Source organism: Bradyrhizobium sp. CCBAU 51627 (genome assembly GCF_028128765.1).
Lineage (GTDB): Bacteria > Pseudomonadota > Alphaproteobacteria > Rhizobiales > Xanthobacteraceae > Bradyrhizobium.
In genome coordinates, this window is the sequence record NZ_LBJG01000093.1 from 145,094 (window position 1) to 170,646 (window position 25,553).

Annotated in this window: 21 protein-coding genes and 1 pseudogene; 11 read left to right on the forward strand and 11 right to left on the reverse strand. The window is 63.7% G+C overall.

The window, feature by feature from the left end:
- The first annotated feature begins 73 nt into the window (after window positions 1-73).
- The 3 genes from XH88_RS38205 to XH88_RS38215 all read left to right on the forward strand — a co-directional run bounded on the left by XH88_RS38205 (window position 74) and on the right by XH88_RS38215 (window position 2,937).
- Window positions 74-820 (forward strand): TetR/AcrR family transcriptional regulator, encoded by a 747-nt coding sequence (locus tag XH88_RS38205; RefSeq protein ID WP_271673314.1) that lies wholly within the window; start codon window positions 74-76, stop codon window positions 818-820.
- A 255-nt stretch (window positions 821-1,075) separates the two neighbouring features.
- Complete coding sequence (locus XH88_RS38210) at window positions 1,076-1,681, forward strand: PepSY domain-containing protein (RefSeq protein WP_271673463.1); 606 nt, start codon at window positions 1,076-1,078, stop codon at window positions 1,679-1,681.
- 230 nt (window positions 1,682-1,911) lie between these two features.
- Window positions 1,912-2,937, forward strand: coding sequence for an aspartate-semialdehyde dehydrogenase (locus tag XH88_RS38215; RefSeq protein ID WP_271673315.1), 1,026 nt, complete (start codon window positions 1,912-1,914; stop codon window positions 2,935-2,937).
- Window positions 2,938-3,047: 110 nt separating this feature from the next.
- Here the strand turns inward: XH88_RS38215 and queA are convergent, their stop codons facing one another.
- The 5 genes from queA to coaD all read right to left on the reverse strand — a co-directional run bounded on the left by queA (window position 3,048) and on the right by coaD (window position 6,245).
- Window positions 3,048-4,121 (reverse strand): tRNA preQ1(34) S-adenosylmethionine ribosyltransferase-isomerase QueA, encoded by a 1,074-nt coding sequence (gene queA, locus XH88_RS38220; protein ID WP_271673316.1) that lies wholly within the window; start codon window positions 4,119-4,121, stop codon window positions 3,048-3,050.
- A 120-nt stretch (window positions 4,122-4,241) separates the two neighbouring features.
- Window positions 4,242-4,706, reverse strand: a complete 465-nt coding sequence (locus tag XH88_RS38225) for a peptidylprolyl isomerase (RefSeq protein WP_271673317.1) — start codon at window positions 4,704-4,706, stop codon at window positions 4,242-4,244.
- Window positions 4,703-5,128 carry a hypothetical protein gene (locus tag XH88_RS38230; RefSeq protein ID WP_271673318.1) on the reverse strand — a complete coding sequence of 142 codons (426 nt, stop codon included), beginning with the start codon at window positions 5,126-5,128 and terminating at the stop codon, window positions 4,703-4,705. Before XH88_RS38230 ends, XH88_RS38225 begins: the two co-directional genes overlap by 4 nt.
- Before the next feature lie 7 nt (window positions 5,129-5,135).
- Complete coding sequence (locus XH88_RS38235) at window positions 5,136-5,711, reverse strand: peptidylprolyl isomerase (protein ID WP_271673319.1); 576 nt, start codon at window positions 5,709-5,711, stop codon at window positions 5,136-5,138.
- A gap of 39 nt (window positions 5,712-5,750) precedes the next feature.
- Complete coding sequence (coaD, locus tag XH88_RS38240) at window positions 5,751-6,245, reverse strand: pantetheine-phosphate adenylyltransferase (RefSeq protein ID WP_271673320.1); 495 nt, start codon at window positions 6,243-6,245, stop codon at window positions 5,751-5,753.
- Window positions 6,246-6,505: 260 nt separating this feature from the next.
- Between coaD and XH88_RS38245 the strand changes: the two genes are divergently transcribed.
- Together XH88_RS38245 and XH88_RS38250 are read left to right on the forward strand one after the other, a co-directional pair.
- Entirely contained in the window at window positions 6,506-6,763 is a 258-nt protein-coding gene (locus XH88_RS38245) for a hypothetical protein (protein WP_271673321.1), read from the forward strand.
- Window positions 6,764-6,954: 191 nt separating this feature from the next.
- Window positions 6,955-8,808, forward strand: a complete 1,854-nt coding sequence (locus XH88_RS38250) for a potassium transporter Kup (RefSeq protein ID WP_271673464.1) — start codon at window positions 6,955-6,957, stop codon at window positions 8,806-8,808.
- Between the two features lie 105 nt (window positions 8,809-8,913).
- Here the strand turns inward: XH88_RS38250 and gyrA are convergent, their stop codons facing one another.
- Both gyrA and XH88_RS38260 read right to left on the reverse strand, forming a co-directional pair.
- Entirely contained in the window at window positions 8,914-11,658 is a 2,745-nt protein-coding gene (gene gyrA, locus XH88_RS38255; RefSeq protein WP_271673322.1) for a DNA gyrase subunit A, read from the reverse strand.
- A 357-nt stretch (window positions 11,659-12,015) separates the two neighbouring features.
- Window positions 12,016-12,510 (reverse strand): single-stranded DNA-binding protein, encoded by a 495-nt coding sequence (locus XH88_RS38260; protein ID WP_271673323.1) that lies wholly within the window; start codon window positions 12,508-12,510, stop codon window positions 12,016-12,018.
- A gap of 422 nt (window positions 12,511-12,932) precedes the next feature.
- Here XH88_RS38260 and XH88_RS38265 point away from each other — a divergent pair, with 422 nt between their 5' ends.
- From XH88_RS38265 to XH88_RS38285, 5 genes are all read left to right on the forward strand, one after another.
- On the forward strand, window positions 12,933-13,715 hold the full coding sequence (locus XH88_RS38265) for an outer membrane protein (RefSeq protein ID WP_271673324.1): 783 nt from the start codon (window positions 12,933-12,935) through the stop codon (window positions 13,713-13,715).
- Window positions 13,716-13,949: 234 nt separating this feature from the next.
- Window positions 13,950-14,633 carry an outer membrane protein gene (locus XH88_RS38270; protein WP_271673325.1) on the forward strand — a complete coding sequence of 228 codons (684 nt, stop codon included), beginning with the start codon at window positions 13,950-13,952 and terminating at the stop codon, window positions 14,631-14,633.
- Window positions 14,634-14,973: 340 nt separating this feature from the next.
- The gene (gene uvrA / locus XH88_RS38275) at window positions 14,974-17,949 is read left to right on the forward strand and encodes an excinuclease ABC subunit UvrA (protein ID WP_271673326.1); all 2,976 of its coding nucleotides are present in this window, start codon (window positions 14,974-14,976) and stop codon (window positions 17,947-17,949) included.
- A gap of 88 nt (window positions 17,950-18,037) precedes the next feature.
- Window positions 18,038-18,601: a DinB family protein gene (locus XH88_RS38280; protein WP_271673327.1), complete on the forward strand. Its 564-nt coding sequence runs from the start codon at window positions 18,038-18,040 to the stop codon at window positions 18,599-18,601.
- Between the two features lie 18 nt (window positions 18,602-18,619).
- Complete coding sequence (locus tag XH88_RS38285; RefSeq protein ID WP_271673328.1) at window positions 18,620-19,252, forward strand: HAD-IA family hydrolase; 633 nt, start codon at window positions 18,620-18,622, stop codon at window positions 19,250-19,252.
- A 4-nt stretch (window positions 19,253-19,256) separates the two neighbouring features.
- On the opposite strand, the gene XH88_RS38290 is transcribed toward XH88_RS38285, so the two are convergent.
- Window positions 19,257-20,207 (reverse strand): YVTN family beta-propeller repeat protein, encoded by a 951-nt coding sequence (locus XH88_RS38290; RefSeq protein WP_271673329.1) that lies wholly within the window; start codon window positions 20,205-20,207, stop codon window positions 19,257-19,259.
- Between the two features lie 2 nt (window positions 20,208-20,209).
- Window positions 20,210-20,776 carry an SRPBCC family protein gene (locus tag XH88_RS38295; RefSeq protein WP_271673330.1) on the reverse strand — a complete coding sequence of 189 codons (567 nt, stop codon included), beginning with the start codon at window positions 20,774-20,776 and terminating at the stop codon, window positions 20,210-20,212.
- A gap of 972 nt (window positions 20,777-21,748) precedes the next feature.
- On the opposite strand from XH88_RS38295, the gene XH88_RS38300 reads away from it, so the two are divergent.
- On the forward strand, window positions 21,749-23,818 hold the full coding sequence (locus XH88_RS38300) for a DUF1217 domain-containing protein (protein ID WP_271673331.1): 2,070 nt from the start codon (window positions 21,749-21,751) through the stop codon (window positions 23,816-23,818).
- A 12-nt stretch (window positions 23,819-23,830) separates the two neighbouring features.
- Here XH88_RS38300 and XH88_RS38305 read toward each other — a convergent pair.
- Both XH88_RS38305 and XH88_RS38310 read right to left on the reverse strand, forming a co-directional pair.
- Window positions 23,831-24,599: pseudogene (locus XH88_RS38305) on the reverse strand (AAA family ATPase).
- 90 nt (window positions 24,600-24,689) lie between these two features.
- On the reverse strand, window positions 24,690-25,550 hold the full coding sequence (locus XH88_RS38310) for a PCC domain-containing protein (protein ID WP_271673332.1): 861 nt from the start codon (window positions 25,548-25,550) through the stop codon (window positions 24,690-24,692).
- Window positions 25,551-25,553: the final 3 nt, after the last annotated feature.

Consider the following 25,553-nt stretch of genomic DNA (forward strand, 5'->3'; position numbering starts at 1 on the left):
GCCCCGGTTGCTGCGCGTTATACAGCAATGAACACTGGCACGACCGCGCTGGAATCATTGGGCATCATTGGACATGGGATCGGCTGCGACCAAGGCAAGAACGGCCGCACCTCGGCGCGAGGTATCAAAGTCGCGCGGCGGCCGGCCGACGAAGTCAGCTGCGATCGAGCGCGATCAGCGGTTGATCGAGGTCGCCACCCGCCTGTTCCTCGACCGCGGATTTGACGCGACCTCGCTCGACGCAGTGGCGGAAGCTGCTCGCGTCAGCAAGCCCACGGTTTATTCACGGTACGGCGACAAGCGCGGGCTGTTCACGGCCGTGCTGAGGCGCGAGATCGCGCGCTGGCTGGCGCCGCTGTCGGCCGCAGCCGAGACGCAGCTCGGCAGCTCATCCGACATTTCGGTCGAGCAGCGGCTGGTCGAGATCGGGCGCGACATGCTCAATTTCACGTGCGGGCCCGACGCCATGGCGTTCAGCCGCATGATGACGTCGCAGGCCATCAACTTTCCCGACATTGCCAAGCTCGGCAAGGAAGAAGGCTGGCTGAAGGCTGTCGCCACCACCGCGCGCTTCTTCGACCACCTGGTGGCGCAAGGCGCGCTCGACGTCGACGACACCACGATCGCAGCCGAAGTGTTCCTCGACGTCGTCGTCGGCCACACCCACCGCATGGCGACGTTCGGCACGCCGATGGAACTGAAAGCCGCCGAGAAGCGGATGCGCGCAGCGATCAAGCTGTTCCTCGCCGGCGCGATCGGTCCTGCCGACCGCGTCCAAAGCGTCCCAAAAGCCGCTCCACGGCGCCGCCCTTCCCGCTGACATTTCCGTGAGACCGGCGATTTGTCCCCTGCGGACGATCGCCCCTTCATTGACCAAAATAAAACGATACGGTATGGTTTTGTTTATAGAGCGGTGCGGGCCACTTTTATTCACCAGCCCCAAAAGGGGACCGGGCCGCTCAGATCGCCGCGACGGGTACAGCCCGTGGTGACGTTCCGCGGCCGGCCGGTGCCCAAGGTCGGCCGCGATTTCTTTACGAACATCCGGCAGACTTTCTGGTCGAGGGTTTGGACCATGCGATCGACAAAAGGACGGGTGTCAGGCTTGCTTGCGATCGCCCTATCGGGGCTGCTCGCCGCAGCGCCGGCCCGAGCCATCGTCTCGGCGGGCTCTACACCCACCGCCCTCCACAACGAGACAGATGGGGACGTCGCAGCGGACCGCCAGGCCGTCACCCGCGAGATAGAGCGCTTCCGCAGCTCGTCGATCTCGATCAGCCAGGCCATGGCGATTGCGGAGGCCCGTCATGCCGGCGCGACAACCGCGGATGTCAGCTTCGACGGCGAATCGGGCGTACCTGTGTACCGGGTGAAGACCCTGCACAATGACCGGATCTGGCGGTACACCATCAACGCGGCGACGGGCGAAGTCATGGGCGGCGAAGCTGCCCTGCCGCTGACCGAACTCGACCTGGAAGATCGCAGCAATCTCGCAGCGCTCGGCGCCATCAGGCATCGCCTCGCCGATGCCGTGCGCGTCGCCGAGAAAGCGGCATCCGGCAAGGCCATCAGCGGCGGGCTGGTGCGCGATCGCGGCCGGCTCAATTTCGCGATCGTCGTCATCAGCGGCGACGATCTCAAGGAAGTCATCCTCGAGCCGCCGGGCGTGCGGGGCAGATAAACGAGGCCGCAATCCTGCCGGAAAGCCATTGACGCGCGCAGAACTCTCCCGCATAAGTCGCGCCATGTTCACGACCACCAAACGCACGACCAAAACCACCACGGCCTCAGGGGCCCGGGGAGGCGTGCGCGCGTAGTCGTCGACTAGAACGCATCAAGCTTGACCGAAGCCCCGCCCTCGATGGTCCGGGGCTTTTTTGTTGTCTGAATCTCAACGCAAAGGAGGACAAAGTGAGTAACGATCCAGTCGTCGCGATTGTCGGCGTCACCGGTGCAGTGGGCGCCGAATTCATCGCCACCATGGACAAGCGCGGCTTTCGCGTCAGCAAGCTGAAGGCGCTCGCCAGCGCCCGCTCGGCCGGCAAGACGGTGTCGTTCCGCGGCCAGGATATTGTCATCGAGGAGCTGACCGAGCGCGCGTTCGACGGCGTCGACATCGCGCTGTTCTCGGCAGGCAGCGGCATCTCCAAGAAGTTCGCGCCTATTGCGGTCAAGGCCGGGGCCGTCGTCGTCGACAACTCCTCCGCCTTCCGAATGGACCCGAACGTGCCGCTGGTGATCCCCGAGGTGAACGGCAATCGCATCCGCGACCACAAGGGCATCATCGCCAACCCGAACTGCGCCGCGATCACCGCGCTGGTGCCGCTCTGGCCGATCCATCAGAAGAACCGCATCAAGCGCGTCATCCTCTCGACCTACCAGGCCGCCTCAGGCGCCGGCGCCGCGGCGATGGACGAGCTCGTCGAATCCACCCGCGCCAATCTCAACGGGCAGGTCTATACGCCCAAGGTGATGCCGCACCCCTACGCCTTCAATCTCTTCAGCCACAACACCGCAATTGATCCCGAGACCGGCTACAACGACGAAGAGACCAAGGTCATCAACGAAACCCGGAAGATCTTCGAGGACGAGAAGATCGCGATCGGCGTCACCTGCGTGCGCGTGCCGGTGCTGCGCGCGCATTGCGAGGCCATCACCTTCGAATGCGAGAAGCCGATCACCGAGGACCAGGTCCGCGCCATCATGGCGCAGGCCCCCGGCGTCAAGGTCGTCGACGATCGCGTGAAGAACTACTTCCCGATGCCGATTGACGCCTCAGGCCAGGACGATGTCCTGGTCGGCCGCATCCGCAGGGACCTCAGTGACCCCTCGGGGCATTCGATCTCGATGTTCGTGGCCGCCGATCAGCTGCTCAAGGGCGCGGCGCTGAACGCGGTGCAGATCGCGGAGCTGTTGCCGCAGCGGGTGATGGCGTAAGGGACACCGTAGGAAAAGGTCTCGTAGGGTGGGCAAAGGCGCGCAAGCGCCGTGCCCACCTGTCTTCTCCGCATTTTAGAAAGGCGTGGGCACGCTTTGCTTTGCCCACCCTACGGCTCTGCCCGAAATAACAGGCACGCGTCGCCATACGAGTAAAACCGGTACTCATTCGCGATCGCGTGTGCGTAGGCCTGCTTCATCGTGTCCAGGCCGGCGAAGGCCGATACCAGCATGAACAGCGTCGACTTTGGCAAATGAAAATTCGTCATCAGGACATCGACCGCGCGGAACCGATAACCCGGCGTGATGAAGATCGACGTCTCCGCCGTGAAGGGCTGGATCGTGCCGTCTTCCGTCGCCGCGCTTTCCAGCAGCCGCAATGACGTGGTACCGACCGCAACAATGCGGCCGCCGCTCTTTCGTGCGGCATTCAATGCTTCCGCCGTCTCGGCCGAGATCGTGCCCCACTCGGCATGCATCTTGTGAGCATCGGTGTCGTCGACCTTGACCGGCAGGAAGGTCCCTGCCCCGACATGCAGCGTGACTCTGACGATCCCGACACCGCGCTCGCGCAGCGCCTGCTCCAGCGATGGCGTGAAGTGCAGGCCTGCCGTCGGCGCTGCGACCGCGCCTTCGTTCATCGCGAACATGGTCTGGTAGTCGGCGAGATCCTGATCGTCGGGCGTGCGCTTGGAGGCGATGTAGGGCGGCAGCGGCGGGCTGCCGAGATCGGCGATGGCCTGATCGAGCGCCGGGCCATGAAACGAGAATGACAGCGTCACCTCGCCCTCACCGCCTTTGGCCTCGACCTCGGCATCGAGATGGCCGAGCAGGCAGACCTTGCCCTCATTGCCGAAGCGGATGCGATCACCGGCGACGAGCTTCTTGGCCGGCTTCACCAGCGCCTGCCAACGCGAACCGTCGAGCCGCTTGATCAGCGTCGCCTCGATCTTCGGCTCGGTCTCCCGGCCGATGCGGCGGCCTTTCAATTGCGCGGCGATTACCTTGGTGTCGTTGACGACGAGCTGGTCGCCCGGCCTCAGCCATTGCGGCAGGTCGACGATGGTCTGATCGCGCAGCGTACCGTTCTCGACGACCAGCATCTTCGCGGAGTCGCGCGGGTTCGCCGGACGCAACGCGATGCGCTCGGGCGGCAGGTCGAAATCGAAGAGGTCCGTGCGCATACCCAGAACCTGCCATCGCCCACGCAGAAAGCGGGCGATCCAGCACTCACAATCTTAGCTGTAACCACCTCCGGTGGTTACTGGATGCCCGGCGCGGGGCATGACATCGACAAGAGCCGCTTATTCCTTGTCCGCGGCCATCCGCGCCTTGATGATCTTGTCGGGGTTCTGCACCGGCTCGCCGCGCTTGATCTTGTCGACGTTCTCCATGCCCTCGGTGACCTTGCCCCACACCGTGTACTGGTTGTCGAGGAAACGGGCGTCATCGAAGCAGATGAAGAACTGGCTGTCGCCGGAATCGGGATTGGCGGCGCGGGCCATCGAGGCCGTGCCACGCACATGCGGCTCCTTGTTGAACTCGGCCTTCAGCTTCTTGCCCGAGCCGCCGGTGCCGGTGCCGTGCGGGCAGCCGGTCTGCGCCATGAAGCCGTCGATCACGCGATGGAACACAATGCCGTCGTAGAAGCCCTCGCGGACCAGCTCCTTGATGCGCGCGACATGGCCAGGCGCGAGGTCGGGGCGCATCTCGATGGTGACCGGGCCCTGCGTGGTCTCGAGGATCAATGTGTTTTCGGTGACGCTCATGCTCGTCTCTCTTGCGTTGGGGGTGAAGTCTTGTCAGGCGAAGTTCTGCGATTACGGAACTGGATCGCGAAGGGACGTCCCGCCGCGGCGCCGGCCATTGCAGCGGAAAATGGCATCGGCGTGCAGCGTTGCAACGCCTCCATCACCGCGATCCGGTATTGCAGCCGGTCATTGTCCGAAGCCTCCGCGGATTCATAGGTAATCCTTGGGTGGCCCAGAATGTTTCCGGACCGGTTAAAGCTCACCACGACGGTGATGTCGATAGGACGGGCCTTGGCCGGCGGTGGCGGCTTCCAGCAGGTCCGCAAGTGCTGGAAGACGTCCTGGATGGTGTTGACCTGCGCGTCCTCTGCGGCAGCACTGGTGGTGCCGAGCAGCAGCGCCGCGGCAGCGAACAGGAGCCTGTCGCCACGGCGCGCCATCGTTCCGCTACTTGATATCGGAGGCGACCTGTACCTTCACCATCTTGTCGGGATCGGTGACGGTGCCGCTCGACGAGCCGGCTGGCGCCTTCTTCAGCTTGTCGACCACGTCCATGCCCTGCACCACCTCGCCGACCACGGTGTACTGGCCATCGAGGCCGCCACCGTCGGCGAACATGATGAAGAACTGCGAGTTGGCGGTATCGACACTGTCGCCGCGGCGGGCCATGCCGACGATGCCGCGTGCGAAGTGAACCTTGGAGAACTCCTGCTTCAGGTTCGGATATTTCGAGCCGCCGGTGCCGTTGCCGTTCTGGCCATCGCCGGTCTGGGCCATGAAGCCGTCCATCACGCGGTGGAAGGGCACGTTGTTGTAAAAGCCCTCGCGCGCGAGCTGCTTGAGACGCTCGGCGTGGTGCGGCGCCAAGTCGGTCCGGAGCTTGATGACGATGCGGCCCTTGGTGGTGTCGATGACGAGCGCATTGGCCTTGTCGAGATTGGCCGGCAGCTGCTGCGCCATCGCCGGGACCGCACCGACGAGTGCGACAAACATCGTGGCAAGAATTGCGAAACGACGGTTCATGAAAACTCCGGATCAGATGAGATGAGACGTGCGCCGTTTTCAGGCGAATTTGGCCTTGAGAAGGGATGCAACGAGCGGCGGCACGAAGGTCGAAACGTCGCCGCCCATCGCTGCGATCTGGCGTACCAGTGTGGCAGCGATCGGGCGGACCATCGGAGACGCCGGCAGGAAGACCGTGTGCACCTCCGGCGCCATCGCTTCGTTCATGCCGGCAAGCCGCATTTCGTAGTCGAGGTCGGTGCCGTCACGAAGACCGCGAATCATGATGGTCGCACCGTGCTTGCGGGCAGCCGTCACAGAGAGGTCGTCAAAGGTGGTGGCCTCCAGCGCACAGCCGGCCTGGGCCGCAATCGGCCCGCAGACGTCGTGGAGCATTTTCAACCGCTCCTCGGTCGAGAACAGCGGTTTCTTGCCGGGATGGACCCCGATTGCGACAACCAGCCGGTCGCAAAGCGGAACGGCATGCCGGACCACGTCCAGATGGCCGTTGGTGATGGGGTCGAAGGAACCTGGGTAGAAGGCGATGCGCGGCATGGCCTTCCTCCTACCCCGCCCGGCCCGGGCCGGCAAGCCGGGCGGGTTCCGTAGCAGTTTCCTGCGCGATTTTCCGCCAAACCCCGTCGGAAAGACCCGATTTGTTTCGTCCTCGGACCATCCACGAAACAAAACGGGACGCGAACGAAACCATTTCCGGCATCGGCGAAGACGTCAGGAAACTGGTCATGGTTATCAATCCAACCAACGAATGACGGGCCGCAACCTGGGCGTAGCGGCCGCATCACAGGGGACCGTCGATGATCAAGGCTCTTTCAGCGATCGCTATCGCCGCGTGCGTGGCTGCAACCCTCACCCTCCTGCCCGGTTTTGCTCCTACCGTCGAAGCCAGCGTGCCGCAGCCACTGGCCAAGGGTGACCGGCTCGACATTAAGTCCATCGGCAGGGACTGCTCGCAGCAGGCCTGGCCGAACTTCGAGGCGGCCTGCCTGCGTCGTGCCGGCACCAAGGCCAATGTCCGCGAGGCCCGCCTGGTGACCGCGGACCGCACCCCGTAGGCGCTCTGTCAGCTTCGCGTCATGCAAAGCCGGTTATAAACCCCATGGATATTTGCGACGTCTCGTCGCAGAGTGTGTGATGTTCGCGCCTGTCGGAATGGACCGACGGGCGCGATCCCATTGAGGGGTTGCCTTTGTCCAGTACGCCCGCAGTTGCGTCCGGCCATCATCCCGATCCGCTGCCGCTTGCCATGACCATGGGCGCCCTCGGGGTGGTCTACGGCGATATCGGCACCAGCCCGCTCTACGCCCTGAAGGAAGCCGCCAAGGCGGCCGCTCATGGCGGCGCAGTGACTCCCGAGGCCGTCCTGGGCGTTGCTTCGCTGATCCTCTGGGCTCTGTTGCTGATCATCTCGCTGAAATACGCGCTGCTGATCCTGCGCGCGGACAACCGCGGCGAAGGCGGCATCGTCGCGCTGCTGGCACTGCTGCATGCCCGTCACGCCCAGCCGGGCACCTGGCGCGCGCATCTGCTTGTCATCGGCCTCATTGGCGCCGCCCTGCTGTACGGCGACGGGGCGATCACGCCGGCCATCTCGGTGCTGTCAGCCATCGAAGGCCTCAAGGTCGACGCGCCCTCGCTCTCGTCTGTGGTCGTGCCCGTCACCGTCGCTATTCTGGTCGGCCTGTTCATGATGCAGAAGCAGGGCACCGGCTTCATCGGCCGCATCTTCGGACCGGTCATGCTGGCCTGGTTCGTCGTGCTGGCCGCGCTCGGCATCCACGGCATCATCAAGGCCCCGGCGGTTCTCGCCGCGCTCAGCCCGCTCTATGCCTTCGACTTCCTGATCCACCAGGATTTCCACGTCTCCTTCGCGATCCTCGGCGCCGCCTTCCTCGCGGTGACCGGTGGCGAAGCCATGTACGCCGACATGGGCCATTTCGGCCGCCTGCCGATCAGGCTCGCCTGGTTTGGGATCTGCCTGCCCGCGCTGGTGCTGAATTATTTCGGCCAGGCCGCGCTGCTGATCACCGATCCCGCGATGATCGAGAACCCGTTCTTCCAGCTCTGCCCCGACGCCCTGCACTATTTGCTGGTCGTGTTCTCGGCCGTCGCGACGGTCATCGCCTCGCAGGCGATCATCTCCGGCGTGTTCTCGCTGACCCAGCAGTCGATCCAGCTGGGCTTCCTGCCGCGCATGCAGATCCGCCACACCACGAGCGATGCGATCGGTCAGATTTACGTGCCGCTGGTGAACTGGCTGCTCGCTGCCGCAACGTTGGGGGCGGTCCTGAGCTTCGGCTCCTCGGATGCGCTGGCCGGCGCCTACGGCATCGCGGTGTCCTTGCTGATGGCGATCACCACGCTTTTGGCCGCACTGGTCGCGCTCCAGTGGGGCTTTTCGCCCTGGCTCGTCGTAGCCGTGAACGGCTTCTTCTTCGTGATCGATATGATTTTCTTCGCGGCGAACTCGATCAAGCTGTTCGAGGGCGGCTGGTTTCCGCTGCTGCTCGCGGGCCTCGTCGCCTTCCTGATGCTGACCTGGCGCGCCGGCGTGAAGCTGGTCGAGGCCGCGCGCGCAAAGCTGCGCCAGCCCGAGGAGGACCTGATCGAGACTGCGGTCAACAAGTGCCGCGCCAGGCTGCCCGGGACCGCCGCGTTCCTGGCTTCCGCGCCACGCGGCGTGCCGCTCGCGCTGACCCAGTTCGTCAAGCACAACCACGTGCTGCACGAGCGCGTGCTGCTGGTGACGGTGCTGATCGAGGAGTCCCCGCACATCCCGGACGAGGAGCGTGCCGAGGTGATCGAGATCATTCCCGGCATCACCCGCATCATCCTGCATTACGGCTTCATGCAGAACCCGACGATCTACGAGGGATTGGCGCTCGCCTGCCGCCAGGGCAAGCTGCCCGGCATCGAACTCTCCGACGTCACCTATTATGTGGGCCGCGAGACCATCATCCCGCGCGAGGACATTCCGGGCATGTGGGTCTGGCGCGAAGGCCTGTTCGCCTTCCTGCAGCGCAATGCCGAACGCTCGGCCGCATTCTTCGGCGTGCCCACCAAGCAGGTGGTGGAGTTCGGCACGGAATTGGAGATCTAGCGCAAGTGCGTAGCCCGGATGGAGCGCAAGCGTAATCCGGGTTTCTCAGCGCATGGCAAGGAGCCCGGATTTCGCTTCGCTCCATCCGGGCTACGGGGTGATGCATCAATCCCCGCTCGTCTCCGCATTGGCGCCGTTGCCGTTCTCCGCCTCCTCCGTGATGTGCTCGACCGAGACGACGTGCTCGTCCTCGGCGGTGTCGAACACGATCACGCCTTGCGTCGAGCGACCGGCGATGCGAATGCCTTCGACCGGGCAGCGGATCAGCTGGCCCTTGTCGGTGACCAGCATGATTTGATCGGCGTCCTCAACAGGGAACGATGCAACGAGGTTGCCGTTGCGGTTGTTGACGCTCATGGCGACGATGCCTTTGCCGCCGCGGCCCGTTGTGCGGTACTCGTAGGACGAGGTCCGCTTGCCATAGCCGTTGACGGAGACTGTCAGCACCACCTGCTCGGCTGCCGACATCTCGGCATAGCGCTCCTGCGGAAGCTGGAAGCTGCCGGAGGTCTCCTCCGCCTCGGCATCGACCGCAGCCTCTTCAGCCGCGGACTCGCCGGCGACCGCGCGGCGCATCTTCAAATAGGCTGAGCGTTCGTCCGAAGTGGTCTCGACGTGGCGCAGGATCGCCAGCGAGATCACCTTGTCGCCCTCGCCGAGCGCGATGCCGCGGACACCCATCGAGGTGCGCCCGGTGAACACGCGAACATCTGGGACCGGGAAGCGGATGCACTGGCCGCCGGCAGCGGTCAGCAGCACGTCGTCGCGCTCGGTGCAGATCTGCACGTCGACGATCGCTTCGCCGTCATCGAGCTTCATCGCGATGATGCCGGAACGGCGGACATCGACGAAGTCGGACAGCTTGTTGCGCCGGACGTTACCGCCCGTCGTGGCGAACATCACGTCGAGCTGGGCCCAGGTGGATTCATCCTCGGGCAGCGGCATGATGGTGGTGATGCGTTCGCCCTGCTCCAGCGGCAGGATGTTGATCATCGCCTTGCCGCGCGCGTTCGGCGCGGCCATCGGCAGCCGCCAGACCTTTTCCTTGTAGACCTGGCCGCGCGAGGAGAAGAACAGCACCGGCGTGTGCGTGGAGGCCACGAACAGGCGGCTGACAAAGTCCTCGTCGCGGGTCTGCATGCCGGCGCGGCCCTTGCCGCCGCGGCGCTGGGCGCGGTAGGCCGACAGCGGCACGCGCTTGACGTAGCCGGCGTGCGAGACGGTCACGACCATGTCCTCGCGCTGGATCAGGTCCTCGTCCTCGACCTCGCCTTCCTGCTCCATGATCACGGTCTTGCGCGGCGTGGCGAACTCGGCCTTCACCTCGGCAAGCTCGGTCTTGATGATGTCGAGGATACGGGCGCGCGAGTGCAGGATCTCGAGATACTCTCCGATCTCACCCGCAAGCTTGGAGAGCTCATCGCCGATCTCGTCGCGGCCGAGCGCGGTGAGTCGCGCCAGGCGCAGCTCCAGGATGGCCTTCGCTTGATCCAGCGACAGGCGGATCGTGCCGTCCTCGTTGATGCGATGGCGGGGATCGTCGATCAGCGTGATGATATCCTCGACGTCGCGCGCCGGCCAATCGCGCGTCATCAGGGTCTCGCGCGCCGCAGCCGGCGTCGGCGAGGTCCGGATCACCTTGATGATCTCGTCGATATTGGCGACCGCGATGGCAAGACCGACCTGCTCGTGCGCGCGCTCGCGCGCCTTGCGCAGCTTGTACTTGGTCCGGCGGGTGACGACCTGCTCGCGGAAGCCGACGAAGATCGTCAACATGTCCTTCAGATTCATCGTCTGCGGGCGGCCGCTATCGAGCGCCACGGCGTTGACACCAAAGGAGGTCTGCAGCGGGGTGAATTTGTAGAGCTGGTTGAGCACCACGTCGGGCACGGCATCGCGCTTGAGCTCGACGACGACGCGGTAGCCGTCGCGGTCGGATTCGTCGCGAAGGTCAGAGATGCCCTCGATCTTCTTTTCCTTGTAGAGCTCGGCGATGCGCTCGACCATCGTCGCCTTGTTCACCTGATACGGGATCTCGGTGATGACGATCGCCTCGCGCTCCTTCCGGATCGTCTCGAATGTGACTTTGCCGCGCATCACGATGGAGCCGCGGCCGAGATGGTAGGCGCTGCGGATACCCTGACGTCCGAGGATGATGCCGCCGGTCGGGAAATCCGGACCCGGGATGATGTTGTTGAGTTCGTCGATGGTCAGCGACGGATTGTCGACCAGCGCCAGGCAGGCGTCGATGACCTCGCCGAGATTGTGCGGCGGGATGTTGGTGGCCATGCCGACCGCGATGCCGCCTGCGCCGTTCACCAGCAGGTTGGGGAACCTTGCCGGCAGGACCACCGGCTCCTTGGTGGAACCGTCATAGTTGTCCTGGAAGTCGACCGTCTCATTGTCGATGTCGTCGAGCAGCTTGAGCGCGATCTTCGTCAGACGCGACTCGGTATAGCGCATCGCCGCCGGAGGATCGCCGTCGACCGAGCCGAAATTGCCCTGCCCGTCCACCAGCAACTCTCGCATCGAGAAAGGCTGCGCCATGCGGACCAACGCGTCATAGATCGCTTGGTCGCCATGCGGATGGTATTGGCCCATGACGTCGCCGACGATACCGGCCGACTTCTTGTGCTTCTTGTCGGGCGTATAGCCTTCCTCGTTCATCGAGAACAGGATGCGGCGATGCACCGGCTTCAACCCATCGCGCGCATCGGGCAGCGCACGCGACACGATCACGCTCATGGCGTAATCGAGATAGGACTTCTTCATCTCCTCGTAGATCGAGACGGGGCGAATGTCCGAGGGTTGCGCCGGCTGATCGCCGGGCTTGTTGTCGTCGTCAGCCAAGGGGGAATCCGGTGAAGGTTTATCTGGGAATCATATAGCGCATCGAGGCCCCGATAACCACCCTTGGAGGCTTCCGGGAGGCGCTTTTTCCGGTTGTTTTTCCAACAACTTAAGGCATCGACAGCAGCGCCTTCGGGGTTGCTGCAGCCACCGTCCAAAATCGCCCTTTGCAGGCACTATCGGGCGGTCGAATGTTCTCCGTCGGCCGCGTTTGGCCGCTGGCAAGGCGAGTTCGCCCCAAACATGAAACGGGCCCGGAAATCCCGAGCCCAGCCCGCTGATTAGCACGGTTTGCTGATACGACGTGGAAGGCGCACGGCCCTCTTGGGCCAGCGCCGTCTCGTCGGGGGACCGTTCTCAGAACGGGATGTCGTCGTCCATGTCGTTGTTGCGGCCGCCGCCAGCGGCCACGGCGCGGCGCGGCGCGCTGCTGACCGGACCGGATGAGCCGAAATCGCCGCCCGGCTCATCGCCGAAGCTGCCGCCTCCTCCACCACCGCCGCGGCCGTCGAGCATCGTCAGGGTCGAGTTGAAGCCCTGGAGCACGACCTCGGTGGAGTACTTTTCCACGCCGCTCTGGTCTGTCCATTTGCGGGTCTGGAGCGCACCCTCGATGTAAACCTTCGCGCCCTTCTTCAAGTACTGCTCGGCGACCTTGCAGAGCCCTTCGTTGAAGATCACGACGCGATGCCACTCGGTCTTTTCCTTGCGTTCGCCGGTGTTCTTGTCGCGCCAGGTCTCTGAGGTGGCGATGCTCAGATTCGCAATCGGCCGCCCGTCCTGGGTGCGGCGGATCTCCGGATCCTTGCCGAGATTTCCAACCAGAATGACCTTGTTGACGCTTCCCGCCATCGCCGCTCTCCACTCCAAATGGCACTGAATTTCGAAAAAGGCGCGCCCGCGCTGCCGCCTGCTGGGCCGACCCTATACGCTTACGGAGACCGATCACCCCACCACGCCCTCGGTTATCCCCATATATAGCATCGACCCAACATTTGTTCCAGATTTGTTCCGGCGAAGGATCGCGGGGAGCGAAGCGCACGCAAGTTCTCCTCCGCATATGCACGCCGACATGAATTGGAACCAGGCGGGGCAGGAAAATGCTTAACATTCATCAACTTACGTGCATGTCGATTGTCCGATAAGTGTTGCATTTCAGAGACGGACTCAGGCTCCCGGTTGGACTACCGTTGCCTTGGAATTAGTTCATATGGGCGTCGCGCCTGAATGACCGCTCCGGGGATCTCTGAAGCGGACACACTGGGGAGACTGCAATGAAGAAAATTCTGTTCGGTACCATTGGTATTGTTGCGTTGGGCGTGTCTGCGCCGGCGAGTGCAGCGGATCTCGCGGCGCGTCCCTACACCAAGGCGCCGCCGCCAATGGTCGCCGCCATCTACGACTGGAGCGGTTTCTACATCGGCATCAACGGCGGCGGCGGATCGGCCCACAAGTGCTGGGACTTCGTGACGCCCGTCACGGGCACTCTCGTTCCCGAAGGCTGCCACAACGCGACCGGCGGCACGATCGGCGGTCAGATTGGCTACCGCTGGCAATCGGCCAGTTGGGTGTTCGGCCTTGAGGGTCAGGGCAACTGGGCTGATTTCCAGGGCGACAACATCAGCCTCGCCTTCCCGGGCTCTGCACTCGTTGTCGGCGACCGCAATCGCTCGCGCATCGACTCTTTTGGCTTGATCACGGGCCAGGTGGGTTACGCTTGGAACAGCGTGCTGCTCTACGTCAAGGGTGGCGGCGCTGTCGTCGGGGACAAGTACGACGTCTTCGCGGCTCCAGGCACGCCGGGCGCTGGTACCCTGCTGGCGTCAGCCCGCGAGACTCGTTGGGGCGGCACCGTTGGTGCAGGTCTCGAATTCGGCTTCGCACCGAACTGGTCGGTTGGTGTCGAGTATGACCACATGTTCCTTGGTCACCGCACGATCGGCTTCACCACGCCGGCCGGAGTCACCTTCGGCAGCGACCGCATTGGCCAGGATGTCGATATGGGCCTCGTCCGCCTGAACTACCGCTGGGGCGGCCCAGTGGTCGCCAGGTACTGATGTAGTAGCACTGATCTTCGAGATCTCGCATGAAAGGCCGGCCTCTGCGCCGGCCTTTTTTGCTGGCGGCTCGGACGTTCGAGCACTGCGGCATTTTGCAACCGTTGTGGCATTTGGGAGACACAACTTGCGGCTTCAGTGGTGTAAGCACGGCGCCAGTTGGACCACAGCGTCCGATGCTGCTTCCGACGCACGGAAGTCCAAAACAGAAACTGGGACTGGGATTTGTTCAAAATGAAGAAGATTTTCTTGGCTTCGGCCTGCCTGCTCGCCCTCACTGGCGCCGCTTCGGCTGCCGACCTGGCGGCTCGCCCCTATGTCAAGGCCCCCGTGGCGATGGCTTCGGTCTACAACTGGACCGGCTTCTACCTCGGTCTCGTCGGTGGCGGCGCCTGGGAAGATTCGGGCTCGCCCCGCATGCAGGGCGGCTTTGTCGGCGGCACCGCTGGCTACAACTGGCAGACCGGCAACGTCGTGTTCGGTGTCGAGGCTGATGGCGCCTGGGCTGACGTCAGCGCCTCGGCGACCGGCGCCACCGTCGTGCCGGGCTTCGGTGTCGTGACCACGACCGCGAGCTCGAAGACCGACGCGTTGGGAACCGTGCGCGGCCGCATCGGCTACGCCGTCAACAACGTGCTGTTCTACGGCACCGGTGGCTACGCCTGGATCGACAACAAGATCACCCTCTCCGCGCTCGGCGTGTCCGCGTCCGACAGCAAGTGGCATTCGGGCTGGACCGTTGGCGCCGGCGTCGAAGCGTTCATCGCTCCGCAGTGGTCGATCAAGGGCGAGTACCTCTATCGCAGCCTCGGCGGCGAGACCTACTTCGGCGCCCTGCCCACCGGCACGCTCAACCTCCACACCGTGCAGCTTGGCGTGAACTATCACTTCAACGGCCCGGTCGTCGCCAAGTACTGAACTCAAGTACTGAACTCAAGTACTGAACTCAAGTACTGAGCTCAAGTACTGAGCTCAAGTACTGATCGCTACCGACGTCACATCGTCACGAAAGGCCGGCCTCGCGCCGGCCTTTTTATTTGGCGCCATGCTCGTGCAGTTCCGCGCGCCTGCTCCTGCTGCCAAGTCCCGCCAGCGCAACAACAATCCGTTGACGATTCGCAAGTCCCACTGGAAATCCGCCTCCGTTCTTCCTACGTTCGCCTCACAACCCCATCGGCGCCGGTCCCGGTTCCGGGCGAAGCGCGCCTTTTACGTTGGCGCGATCGCGTAGCTTTGGGATTCCTTGAGGGCAACTCGGATGGATGAAGTGATCAAGGCGAAGCGCCAACAGCAGAACGCGGGCTCCAGCCTGCGCGCAATTACGATCCGCGGCGCGCGCGAGCACAACCTCAAGAACATCGACGTCGAGATTCCCCGCGACAAGCTCGTGGTGTTCACCGGCCTCTCCGGGTCCGGCAAATCCTCGCTCGCCTTCGACACCATCTACGCCGAGGGCCAGCGCCGCTACGTCGAATCGCTGTCGGCCTATGCCCGCCAGTTCCTCGAGATGATGCAGAAGCCCGACGTCGACCAGATCGACGGCCTGTCGCCGGCGATCTCGATCGAGCAGAAGACGACGTCGAAGAATCCGCGCTCCACCGTCGGCACCGTCACCGAGATCTACGACTACATGCGCCTGCTCTGGGCGCGTGTCGGCGTGCCCTATTCGCCGGCCACCGGCCTGCCGATCGAGAGCCAGACCGTCTCGCAAATGGTCGATCGCGTGCTGGCGCTGCCCGAGGGCACCCGCCTCTATCTGCTGGCGCCTGTCGTGCGCGGCCGTAAGGGCGAGTACCGCAAGGAGCTTGCCGAATGGCTCAAGAAGGGCTTTCAGCGCGTCAAGATCGACGGCACCTTCTACGAGCTCGCCGAAGCGCCTAGCCTCGACAAGAAATTCCCCCACGACATCGACGTCGTGGTCGACCGCATCGTGGTGCGCGCCGATATCGGCCAGCGCCTCGCTGAGAGCTTTGAGACCGCACTGAAGCTCGCCGAGGGCCTCGCCGTGGTCGAGTTCGCCGACGCGCCGGCGGCGGCCCCGGTCGAGGAGAAAAAGAAGACCGCAAAGATCCACGACAAGAGCGGGCCCGAGCGCATCCTGTTCTCGGAAAAATTCGCCTGCCCGGTCTCCGGCTTCACCATCCCCGAGATCGAGCCGCGCCTGTTTTCGTTCAACAACCCCTACGGCGCGTGTCCGGCCTGCGGCGGCCTCGGCGTCGAGCAGCATGTCGACGAGGACCTCGTCATCCCCGACAAGGAGCTCGCGATCGGCAAGGGTGCGATCGCGCCATGGGCCAAGTCGTCGTCGCCCTATTACACGCAGACGCTGACCGCGCTCGGCAAGCACTACAAGTTCACGCTGACCACCAAATGGAAGGATCTGCCGAAGAAAACGCAGAATGCGATCCTGTTTGGCTCCGGCGAGGACGAGATCAAGTTCTTCTATGAGGACGGCGTCCGCTCCTACGACACCAAGAAGCCGTTCGAAGGCGTCATCACCAACATCAACCGCCGCTATCGCGAGACCGAGAGCGAGTGGGCGCGCGAGGAGCTCGCAAAATACTTCCACGACGTGCCCTGCGGCGCCTGCAACGGCTTCCGGCTGAAACCCGAGGCGCTCTGCGTCAAGGTCGGCGGCAAGCATATCGGCGAGATCTCGGAGCTGTCGGTGAGGGGTGCCGGCGCCTGGTTCGAGACCGTGCCCGACACGCTGAACGCACAGCAGAACGAGATCGCAGGGCGTATCCTCAAGGAAATCCGCGAGCGTCTCACCTTCCTGCTCGATGTCGGCCTCAACTATCTCACCCTCTCCCGCTCCTCCGGCACGCTGTCCGGCGGCGAGAGCCAGCGCATCCGCCTCGCCTCGCAGATCGGCTCCGGCCTGACGGGCGTACTCTACGTGCTGGACGAGCCCTCGATCGGCCTGCACCAGCGCGACAACGCGCGCCTGCTCGACACCCTCAAGCGTCTGCGCGACCTCGGCAACACCGTGGTCGTGGTCGAGCATGACGAGGACGCCATTCGCCTCGCTGACTACGTGCTCGACATCGGCCCTGGCGCCGGCATGCATGGCGGCAATATCGTCGCCGAAGGCACGCCCGCCGAGATCATGCGCAACCCGAAATCGCTCACCGGCAAGTACCTGACCGGCGAGCTGGAGGTCGAGGTACCGGAGCGGCGTCCGCCGAACCATCGCCGCACCATCAAGGTGGTGAACGCGCGCGGCAATAACCTCAAGAACGTCACGGCCGAGATTCCGCTCGGCCTGTTCACCTGCGTCACCGGCGTCTCGGGCGGCGGCAAGTCGACGCTGCTGATCGACACGCTCTACAAGGCCATCGCCCGCAAGCTCAACAACGCCAGCGAAGGCGCCGCCCCGCACGACCGCATCGAGGGCCTGGAGCACATCGACAAGATCATCGACATCGACCAGTCGCCGATCGGCCGCACCCCGCGCTCCAACCCGGCGACCTATACCGGCGCCTTCACCCCGATCCGCGAATGGTTCGCCGGCCTGCCCGAGGCCAAGGCGCGCGGCTACGAGCCGGGCCGCTTCTCCTTCAACGTGAAGGGCGGCCGCTGCGAGGCCTGCCAGGGCGACGGCGTTATCAAGATCGAGATGCACTTCCTGCCCGACGTTTACGTCACCTGCGATGTCTGCAAGGGCAAGCGCTACAACCGCGAGACGCTCGAAGTCCTGTTCAAGGGCAAAAGCATTGCCGACGTGCTCGACATGACCGTCGAGGAAGCCGCCGAGTTCTTCAAGGCGGTGCCGCGCGTGCGCGAGACTTTTCAAACGTTGCACCGCGTCGGGCTCGATTACATCCATGTCGGCCAGCAAGCGACGACGCTGTCGGGCGGCGAAGCCCAGCGCGTCAAGCTGGCCAAGGAGCTTTCAAAACGCGCCACCGGACGTACGCTCTACATCCTGGACGAGCCGACGACGGGCCTTCACTTCCACGACGTCAAGAAGCTGCTGGAGGTGCTGCACGAGCTCGTCGCGCAGGGCAACACGGTGGTGGTCATCGAGCACAATCTCGAAGTCATCAAGACCGCCGACTGGGTCATCGACCTCGGCCCCGAAGGTGGCGACGGCGGCGGCGAGATCGTCGCCTGGGGGCCGCCGGAGGACATTGCCAAGGCGCCGCGGAGCTATACCGGCAAATTCCTCGAGCCGGTGCTGAAGAAATCGCGGAAGCCGAAGCGGCGGAGCACGAGCGAGGCGGCGGAGTAGCGCGTTGCGCCGAAGCCGCAGGGCGGGTTAGCGAATCGTAATCCGCCAGCGCTCTTCTCGTGAGACGCAGTATCCGGGGAAGACCGATATGTCCGCTGGACTCGTGCAAACCTATCGCGCCTTCGTCCACAACAATGCTTGGGCGAACCACCGCCTGCTCTCCGCCTGCGCCGGTTTAAGCCAGGCCGAATTCGAAGCCCGGCGCACCGGCTTCTTCCCGAGCATTCAACGCACGCTGAACCACATCTACGTTATCGATCTCTTCTATATCGACGCGCTCGAAGGTGGCTGGCTCGGCCCGCGCGCCTGGGAGAATGAGGTGCCGTATCCTTCGCTTTCCGGGCTAAAACCCGCCCAGGCCGCAATGGACAAGCGCCTGATCGCCATCTGCGATGCGTTGACGCCTGATCTGCTGAACGGCTTTGTCCGGATCAACCGTGACACACGCGTCCAGATCGAACGCCGCGACCGGCTTCTGATGCATCTGTTTCAGCACCAGATCCATCACCGCGGCCAGGCGCATGCCATGCTGTCGGAGACAGCGGTCGCGCCGCCACAGCTCGATGAATTCTTCGCTGAAGGAGAAGCGCCGCTTCGGGCCGGCGAGTTCGCGGAGCTTGGTTGGAGCGAGCAAACCGTATGGAAATATTGATGGCGTAATTTCTTTTCCATGCCCTTCTCCCTCGCCATCTTCGATCTCGACGGCACGCTCGTCGACAGCTTCCCCTGGTTCCTGCGCACCATCAACGACGTCGCCGATCACTTCGGCTTTCGGCGCGTGAAGGACGGGGATATCGAGGAGCTGCGGCATGCTTCGACGCGCGAAATCCTCAGCCGGCTCGAGGTGCCCGTCTGGAAGCTGCCGGCGATCGCGCGGCATGCACGGCGGCTGAAAGGAGAGGCAGCCGCGGAGATTTCGCTGTTTGCGGGAGCCGAGGCGATGCTGCGGACTCTGGTGGACAACGGCGTGCAGCTCGCACTGGTGACATCGGACAGCGAGACCAATGCGCGGCAAAAGCTCGGCGTATCAACCGCCCTGTTTTCGCAATTCGACTGCTCGGCCTCGGCGTTCGGCAAGCCCGCAAAATTCCGCCGCGTAATCCGGCGCGCCGGCGTTGCGCCTGACAAGGTCATCGCGATCGGCGACGAGGTTCGCGACATCGAAGCGGCGCGTGCGGTGGGGATTGCCTGCGGCGCGGTGTGTTGGGGCTACGCGGCACCGGCGGCGCTGCGGGCGCGCGGGCCGGATCACGTATTCGAGCGGATCGAAGAGATCGTACCGGCGCTACGAACGGGGCCGTAGCCCCCTATTTCGTCCTGCGCAAGAACGTGCCGAACGCGCGCGGGCCGTCGCCGGTCGCGACCTTGCCGATCACCCTCAGCTCGGCGGCGTCGATGATCTCGAGCGTGTTGCTCTCCCAGCAGGCGACGATGATGCGCCTGCCGTCGACGGTCGCGTTGATGCCTTCGGGATAGTCGCCGACATTGATGCGCTTCATCGGCTTCAGTGTCGCGACATCGAACACGCTGACGGTGCCGCCATATTGATCGGTGACGAAGCCACGGCCTTGCGCCAGCGCCACGGCATAGGGGCGCATTCCCACCGGCACGCGGCCGATTTCGTGTGCCTCCGCGATGTCGATCACGGAGACGTCGTTGGAGCCGACATTGGCGGTGTAGGCGCGCTTGCCCTCGGCGTCGATGGTGACGCCGAACGGATGGACACCGACCTTGACGACTGCCTTGCGCTGGCGCGTTGCGGTATCCACCACCGAGACGCTGTCGTCGTCGCGGTCCGCCGAGAGCAGTAGCTTGCCGTCAGGCGTCACCGCGAGCCCCGACGGCGAGGCGCCGACCGTGATGCTGGCGGTGACGCTGCGCGAGGTCGCATCGATCACCCGCACCGCGGCCGCATACCAATCGGCGACATAGACGGTCTTGCCGTCAGGCGTCACGGCAATGCCGAGCGGGCCGCCGCCGACCTCGATGCGGCCGGCAACCTGACGCGTCGCGGCATCAACCACCGTCACCGCCTTGGCATCCGGGCTCGTGACATAGGCCAAGCGGCCGTCCGCGGTGACGGCGATTCCGGCCGGCTTGCCGCCGATCGGGATGGTCGCAACGCTGCGCGAGGTGGCGAGGTCAACGACCATCAGATCGTCGCTGAGCTGGTTGGTGACGAACGCCTCTTCGGCAGAGGCGTTCGCGATGCCGGCGGCGAACGCCGCCAGGATCCGAACCAGCCCCAGGACCCGCATCGTCAGCTTCCGCTCTCGATCTTCTTCTTCAGGGCTGCGAGCCCGGTCTGATACAGGCTCTTCACCGCCTTGACCGAGGCCTCGTCATTCAGCTCCGGCGGCGGATCGTTGTTGGGAAAGCCGCGATAGAACGCGCCGGCCCATTCCAGCGTCGCGCCCTTGCCGTCGGCGCTCGGCGTCACCGTCAGCGTCGAGGAGTAGTTGTTGACCGGCAGCACCTTCACGTCGACGGCGGTGATGCGGTAGGAATAGGTCATGGCGGCCGCGTCGAACTTGTAGAGCTCCTCGTCGACTGTGGCGCCTCCCGTCAGGGTCAGCCGCCGCGTGGCGCCGATCTCATTGCCCTTCTCGCCCTCGGTCTTGGTGACCGGCGGCAGCCAGCTCATATCCTGGAAATTGCCGATCGCCGCCCACACCTTGGCCGGGGCCGCGTTGATCTCGATGGATTCCCGCACCTTCTGCCGGGTCGGCCCGTGGGCCCAAACCGGCTCAAACGCCGTCGTCAGAATCATTCCCGCCACCGACAGCGCCGCCACCCCGGCGATCGCCTTTCCGATCGTCATCCGCATACCGTTTCCTCACCTTTGACCTGGCGCGACTGATGCGCGCTGCAAGCATCGTAACGCATTTTTCGACCGTGGGGAGACCGGTTCGTGGCGCGGCTGTGGCGGCAGCCTCCCTCGCCCACACCATCCATTGCCTGAGCGGCGGGCAAAACACGCGAGAGCCAGGTCAACGGATCAGAACAAAAATGATTCGCTTTACTCGAATTCGGAATTATCGCATACTTCGATCATCCCAACCCGGCCGAGGGGCGCTATCGCGATCGTCACGACACGCGGGATGGGACGTGGTGGACGCGGGCCGCATTGGCGCGAAGGTGGTTGCAGGGCGGGTCACTCCGTGAGCAACGCCCCGCGCGCGCACGACGGGTGCGGCCTGCGTACGGCAAAATCGTGTGGTCCTGGCGCCCGAAGGCTGTGCGCCAAGTCTTGTGGCGATGCGTGTGGCCCAACCGGGCCGGCGCATCAATGATCTGCAAGGCGACGGGGGCAATAGTGCATCGCTCCCCGAGGAGAGCACGACATAAGCCGTCAACCCACTGCGCAGGGAAGGCCGGATGTTTCGGCTTCACCTGTATGCCGCTGTGCAGCCTCTTGTAGCGCAACCTTCGCACAGTGGACCGCGGGTGCCAGTCGGCACCCGGCCTTCCCTGCGCCCTCGGCACTCTCGAGGGCACTGACTGCCGCAAAGCTCGGGCGCGATGCGCCACGAGGACGCGAAAGCATGTCTGCGGTCTCAACGCCAAAGCGAGGACGAAGCTTGCCACGCCTTGCTTGCGGGAGGCTTGTCGGAGAGATGCAAACGATGCGGCACTAGGACGCAAACTGCACCTGAGGTTGTCGCGCCAGAATCGCAGTAATGAATTGAACAATGTTTCTGTCGGCTGGCATGAGGCCAGTCTTCTGCCTTGCGCCCCGGCAATGATTGACGGACGTCCAAGCCCCTCGGCAAGCCCCGTCGAGCCGTCAGGAATTCCCATGGTGTCGACCTATTTCAGCTACAGCTATCTCGCGCGCAATCTCACGCAGTCGCTGACGCGGGTGGCACAGCAATCGGACGTATCGCGCGAAGCCGCCTATTACAAAGCAAACATCGGCAAGGTTCACTCGGTCGACGACCTGATGAACGACTATCGCCTGTATCACTACGTCACGAAGGCCTATGGCCTGGAAGACATGGCCTATGCCAAGGCTTTCATGAAAAAGGTGCTGCAGAGCGATCTCACCGACCCCAAGAGCTTCGCCAACACGCTGATTGACAAGCGCTACCGGGAATTTGCCGCGGCGTTTTCCTTCGGCGGCGGTGACACCAAGGTTGCGCAGTCGAGCAACCAGACTGACGACATGATCGGGCTCTACACGGCCGCCATGAAGAGCAACGTCGATGCCGTTGCTGCCGACACGAAATACTACAATGCCACGATCGGCAACGTGACCAGCGTCGACCAGCTTCTCAACGACGATCGTCTCCGCAACTATGTCGCGTCGGCGTTCGGGATCGATCAGAGCAAATGGCCGCGTGACACGATCAGGCAGGTCTTGTCCAGCGACCCGTCCGATCCGAACAGCTATGTGAATGTCACCTTCGCTTCGAAGCTGGATGGCCTCAACGCCCAGCTTGCCCAGGCCAAATCGGATGCGACCGACGCCAGCTCGAAAATTGCCGACTACACGTCTCAACTGTCGCAACCCGGCGCCGACGTCGACCAGTTGAATGTGCAGATATTGGTCGAACGATATCGCCTGCAATCCGCCGTAAGCAGCATGGCGACCACCAACGACGCCATCGTGGCGACCAACCGGTTCATGAATTTCGCCACTGCGTACGAGTTTTCGGCCGACGGATCGCTGCCATCTGGTACACCTGCGCAGACCGCTGCAAACCTCGCCATCACGAACCAGAGTTTCGACGACAGCAAGTCGGCTGTCTATGCGGCGGCAAGCCCGCTGCAGGAAGCCCTGGTGATCGGGCAATTCAGAAATGCCATCCCGAAGGTCACGTCGCTCCAGGCGCTCGTGTCCGCCCCATCAGCGTATAACTTCGCGCTGGCGGCGGTCGGCCTCGACCCTACACAGGTCTCACAGTCCACCGTGAAGGCTGTGCTGGAGAGCGACCTCAACGATCCCAAGAGCTACGTCTATACGCTGAAGGACGATCGATACGTCAAGCTCGCGCGCGCGTTCAACTTCGATGGCAAAGGCAATCTGACGATGCCCCTGGCGGCTCAGGACCCGGCCGAAATCCTCGATACCGCGAAGAATTACGTCATCGCGAAACTGAAAGCTGCAAGCAAGCAGGACCAGGCGAAAGTCAAGGCTCAAGCCCAGAAGGACGCGACCGACTATCAACAGTCGATCGGCGACATCACGAGCGTTTCCGACCTGCTCGCGAACAGGAAGATGGTCGACTTCATTCTGGTCGCCAAGGGATTGGACCCTGCGAAGGTGAGCACAGCCTATCTCAAGAAGATCTTCGCCTCGGATCTGAACGATCCCAAAAGCTTCGCAAACACGGAGAGCGACCCTCGCTTTGCCGAGATCGCGGCGTCGTTCAATTTCGACAGCGAGGGCAATGTCGCGCGTCTTCCGATGATGGGGCCGCAAAAGCGCGATCAATTCCTGGCAACGCAAAAGGACTATCTCCAGCAGAGCCTGGAGCAGCAGCAGGGCGACACGAATCCCGGCGTACGTCTGGCGCTGTATTTCCAGCGCATGGCGGGACACATCACCTCCGCCTTCGACATCCTTGCAGACAAGGCTCTGTCGGAGGTGTTTCGCACCACCTTCGATCTGCCCGATCAGATGGCCTCGATGCAGATCGATCAGCAGGCCAAGATCGTGGAGAAGTATCTCAACATCAAGGACCTGTCCGATCCCACCAAGGTAGCCAAGCTGCTGAGCCGTTTCTCCGCCATGTACGACGCGAAGAACGCCAGCCAGACCTACTCGCCGGTGCTCGACCTGTTTCAGGGATCGAGCTCGGGGACATCGAGCTTCAGTGAATCGACATACCTCGCCATGGCCAAAGTCAAGACCAGCCCGTGGTGATCGCTTGCTCACCTACTCCGGCAGCGTTGTCTCGACGAAGCCGTGCGGATCGTCACAGAACTCCCGCATCACCCGGTAGTGATCGGTTTGCTCGACCGTCGTCCACTCGAGGCCGTATTTGCCGAGCCGCAGCAGCTGCGCGTTGGGATAGGCCATCAGCATCGGCGAATGGGTCGCCATGATCACCTGGCAGATGCGGGAGTCTTCCATGCGGCGCAGCAGCTTCAGGAACTCGATCTGACGCGCCGGCGACAACGCGGATTCCGGCTCGTCGAAGATGAAGATGCCCTGCCGCTGACACCGCTCCTCGAAAAAGCGCAGGAAGCCTTCGCCATGGGAGTGCGACAGGAAATCGGGTCCGACCTGGCCCGCATCGCGCGAGGCCTTGTCCAGATATCGCGCGACCGAGAAAAAGCTCTCGGCTCGGAAGAACCAGCCATTGGTGATCTTCGGCAGCCAGCTTGCGCGCAGCGATTTGGAGAGCTGCCCGCCCATCTTCTCGCGTGCCTCGGAGTGATCGACGGGCATGTAGCCCTTGCCTCCGCCAGCATCGTCATAACCGACGAGCGCCGCGATTCCCTTGAGAATCGTCGACTTCCCCGTGCCGTTCTCACCAACGATGACCGTGATGGCGGCCTCGAAATTGAGCTCGAAATCATCCGGAAAGATCGGCAGGCAAAACGGATAGGCCTCGCGATCATGGATGTGCGAGGGGTCGAGCCAGACCCCGCCTCAGATACGGCGCAGGCAGGTTGATCGTCCGATAGCCCCGTCGCGCCATTGCCGGCCTCCGCGCACCTCATTCGAACGGAACATAACAGGAACACGCAAATTGCAAAGAGATATCTTGCCGCGCCAGTCGCCAGCGAGGCTACGCCAAGACCTCCAGCACCAGCTCCATGGTCATCAGCACAGGATTGTCCCCGCGGATCAGACGGCCCTCGGCGATCCCGCCGGTGTAATCGATCAGGGCAACATCGAGCGCGGCTTGAAGCGCGCCGGACGTATCAGGCGCGATCATCCCGGCGGTGATCGCAAGCTCGGTGGCGAAAGGCTCGGTCACGCCGCCATGGCTGAAGCGCGCGCCGATGGTCGAGCCGACGCCGCCATGGATTTTCGCGCGCGCAATACCGTGCGTGCGGCAGAAGGTTTCCAGAGAGGAAGCAAAGTCCTGGTTGGGTCGCAGCCGCAGCGCAAAGGCGCAGCTGGTGGTGCGGGCGCCGCTGCTCGTGGCCACCAGCGGCCCGAACAGCGTAAAATTGGTCTCGGGATCGGGCTCGGCGGTGAACATCGCGCCATCGATTCCGAAAGCCTGAACCTCGAACGGCTCGGCGACATCTGTCTCGTCCGGCAGCATGTGGCCGCCGCTCGCCTTGCCATCTGCCTCGGTCCAGAGCCCGTGGCAATGAAAGAACGGCGCACCGTCGCGCGAGCCCAGCGTCATGCTGCCGAGCCTCGTGTGCGTCACGCCCGCAGGCCGATAGGTCTCGCTGTAGAACGCCGCGTTCTCGCCCGTCCTCGACAGCGCCGGCATCACATAACCGAATGGCCCGAGCGCGCCGTGGTCGAAATTCAGCACGCCGCAGGCGAACCCTTCTGCGGCAAAGCCGCGGCGCGCAGCTTCGAGCAGCGGCAGGCCTGCTTCAAGCGTGAAAGAGAACGCGCGCCCCCTCGCCTCCACCCATTGGATGCGTTCAGGGGCGGGAGCGCCCGGCTGCTTGATCGTCCGCATTCC

Excerpts from the sequence above, each read along its gene's own strand:
- XH88_RS38205 (WP_271673314.1), top strand. The coding sequence starts at position 74 with ATGGGATCGGCTGCGACCAAGGCAAGAACGGCCGCACCTCGGCGCGAG.
- XH88_RS38210 (WP_271673463.1), top strand. The coding sequence starts at position 1,076 with ATGCGATCGACAAAAGGACGGGTGTCAGGCTTGCTTGCGATCGCCCTA.
- queA (WP_271673316.1), bottom strand. The coding sequence starts at position 4,121 with ATGCGCACGGACCTCTTCGATTTCGACCTGCCGCCCGAGCGCATCGCG.
- XH88_RS38225 (WP_271673317.1), bottom strand. The coding sequence starts at position 4,706 with ATGAGCGTCACCGAAAACACATTGATCCTCGAGACCACGCAGGGCCCG.
- XH88_RS38230 (WP_271673318.1), bottom strand. The coding sequence starts at position 5,128 with ATGGCGCGCCGTGGCGACAGGCTCCTGTTCGCTGCCGCGGCGCTGCTG.
- XH88_RS38235 (WP_271673319.1), bottom strand. The coding sequence starts at position 5,711 with ATGAACCGTCGTTTCGCAATTCTTGCCACGATGTTTGTCGCACTCGTC.
- coaD (WP_271673320.1), bottom strand. The coding sequence starts at position 6,245 with ATGCCGCGCATCGCCTTCTACCCAGGTTCCTTCGACCCCATCACCAAC.
- XH88_RS38245 (WP_271673321.1), top strand. The coding sequence starts at position 6,506 with ATGATCAAGGCTCTTTCAGCGATCGCTATCGCCGCGTGCGTGGCTGCA.
- XH88_RS38250 (WP_271673464.1), top strand. The coding sequence starts at position 6,955 with ATGACCATGGGCGCCCTCGGGGTGGTCTACGGCGATATCGGCACCAGC.
- XH88_RS38260 (WP_271673323.1), bottom strand. The coding sequence starts at position 12,510 with ATGGCGGGAAGCGTCAACAAGGTCATTCTGGTTGGAAATCTCGGCAAG.
- XH88_RS38265 (WP_271673324.1), top strand. The coding sequence starts at position 12,933 with ATGAAGAAAATTCTGTTCGGTACCATTGGTATTGTTGCGTTGGGCGTG.
- XH88_RS38270 (WP_271673325.1), top strand. The coding sequence starts at position 13,950 with ATGAAGAAGATTTTCTTGGCTTCGGCCTGCCTGCTCGCCCTCACTGGC.
- uvrA (WP_271673326.1), top strand. The coding sequence starts at position 14,974 with ATGGATGAAGTGATCAAGGCGAAGCGCCAACAGCAGAACGCGGGCTCC.
- XH88_RS38280 (WP_271673327.1), top strand. The coding sequence starts at position 18,038 with ATGTCCGCTGGACTCGTGCAAACCTATCGCGCCTTCGTCCACAACAAT.
- XH88_RS38285 (WP_271673328.1), top strand. The coding sequence starts at position 18,620 with ATGCCCTTCTCCCTCGCCATCTTCGATCTCGACGGCACGCTCGTCGAC.
- XH88_RS38290 (WP_271673329.1), bottom strand. The coding sequence starts at position 20,207 with ATGCGGGTCCTGGGGCTGGTTCGGATCCTGGCGGCGTTCGCCGCCGGC.
- XH88_RS38295 (WP_271673330.1), bottom strand. The coding sequence starts at position 20,776 with ATGCGGATGACGATCGGAAAGGCGATCGCCGGGGTGGCGGCGCTGTCG.
- XH88_RS38300 (WP_271673331.1), top strand. The coding sequence starts at position 21,749 with ATGGTGTCGACCTATTTCAGCTACAGCTATCTCGCGCGCAATCTCACG.
- XH88_RS38310 (WP_271673332.1), bottom strand. The coding sequence starts at position 25,550 with ATGCGGACGATCAAGCAGCCGGGCGCTCCCGCCCCTGAACGCATCCAA.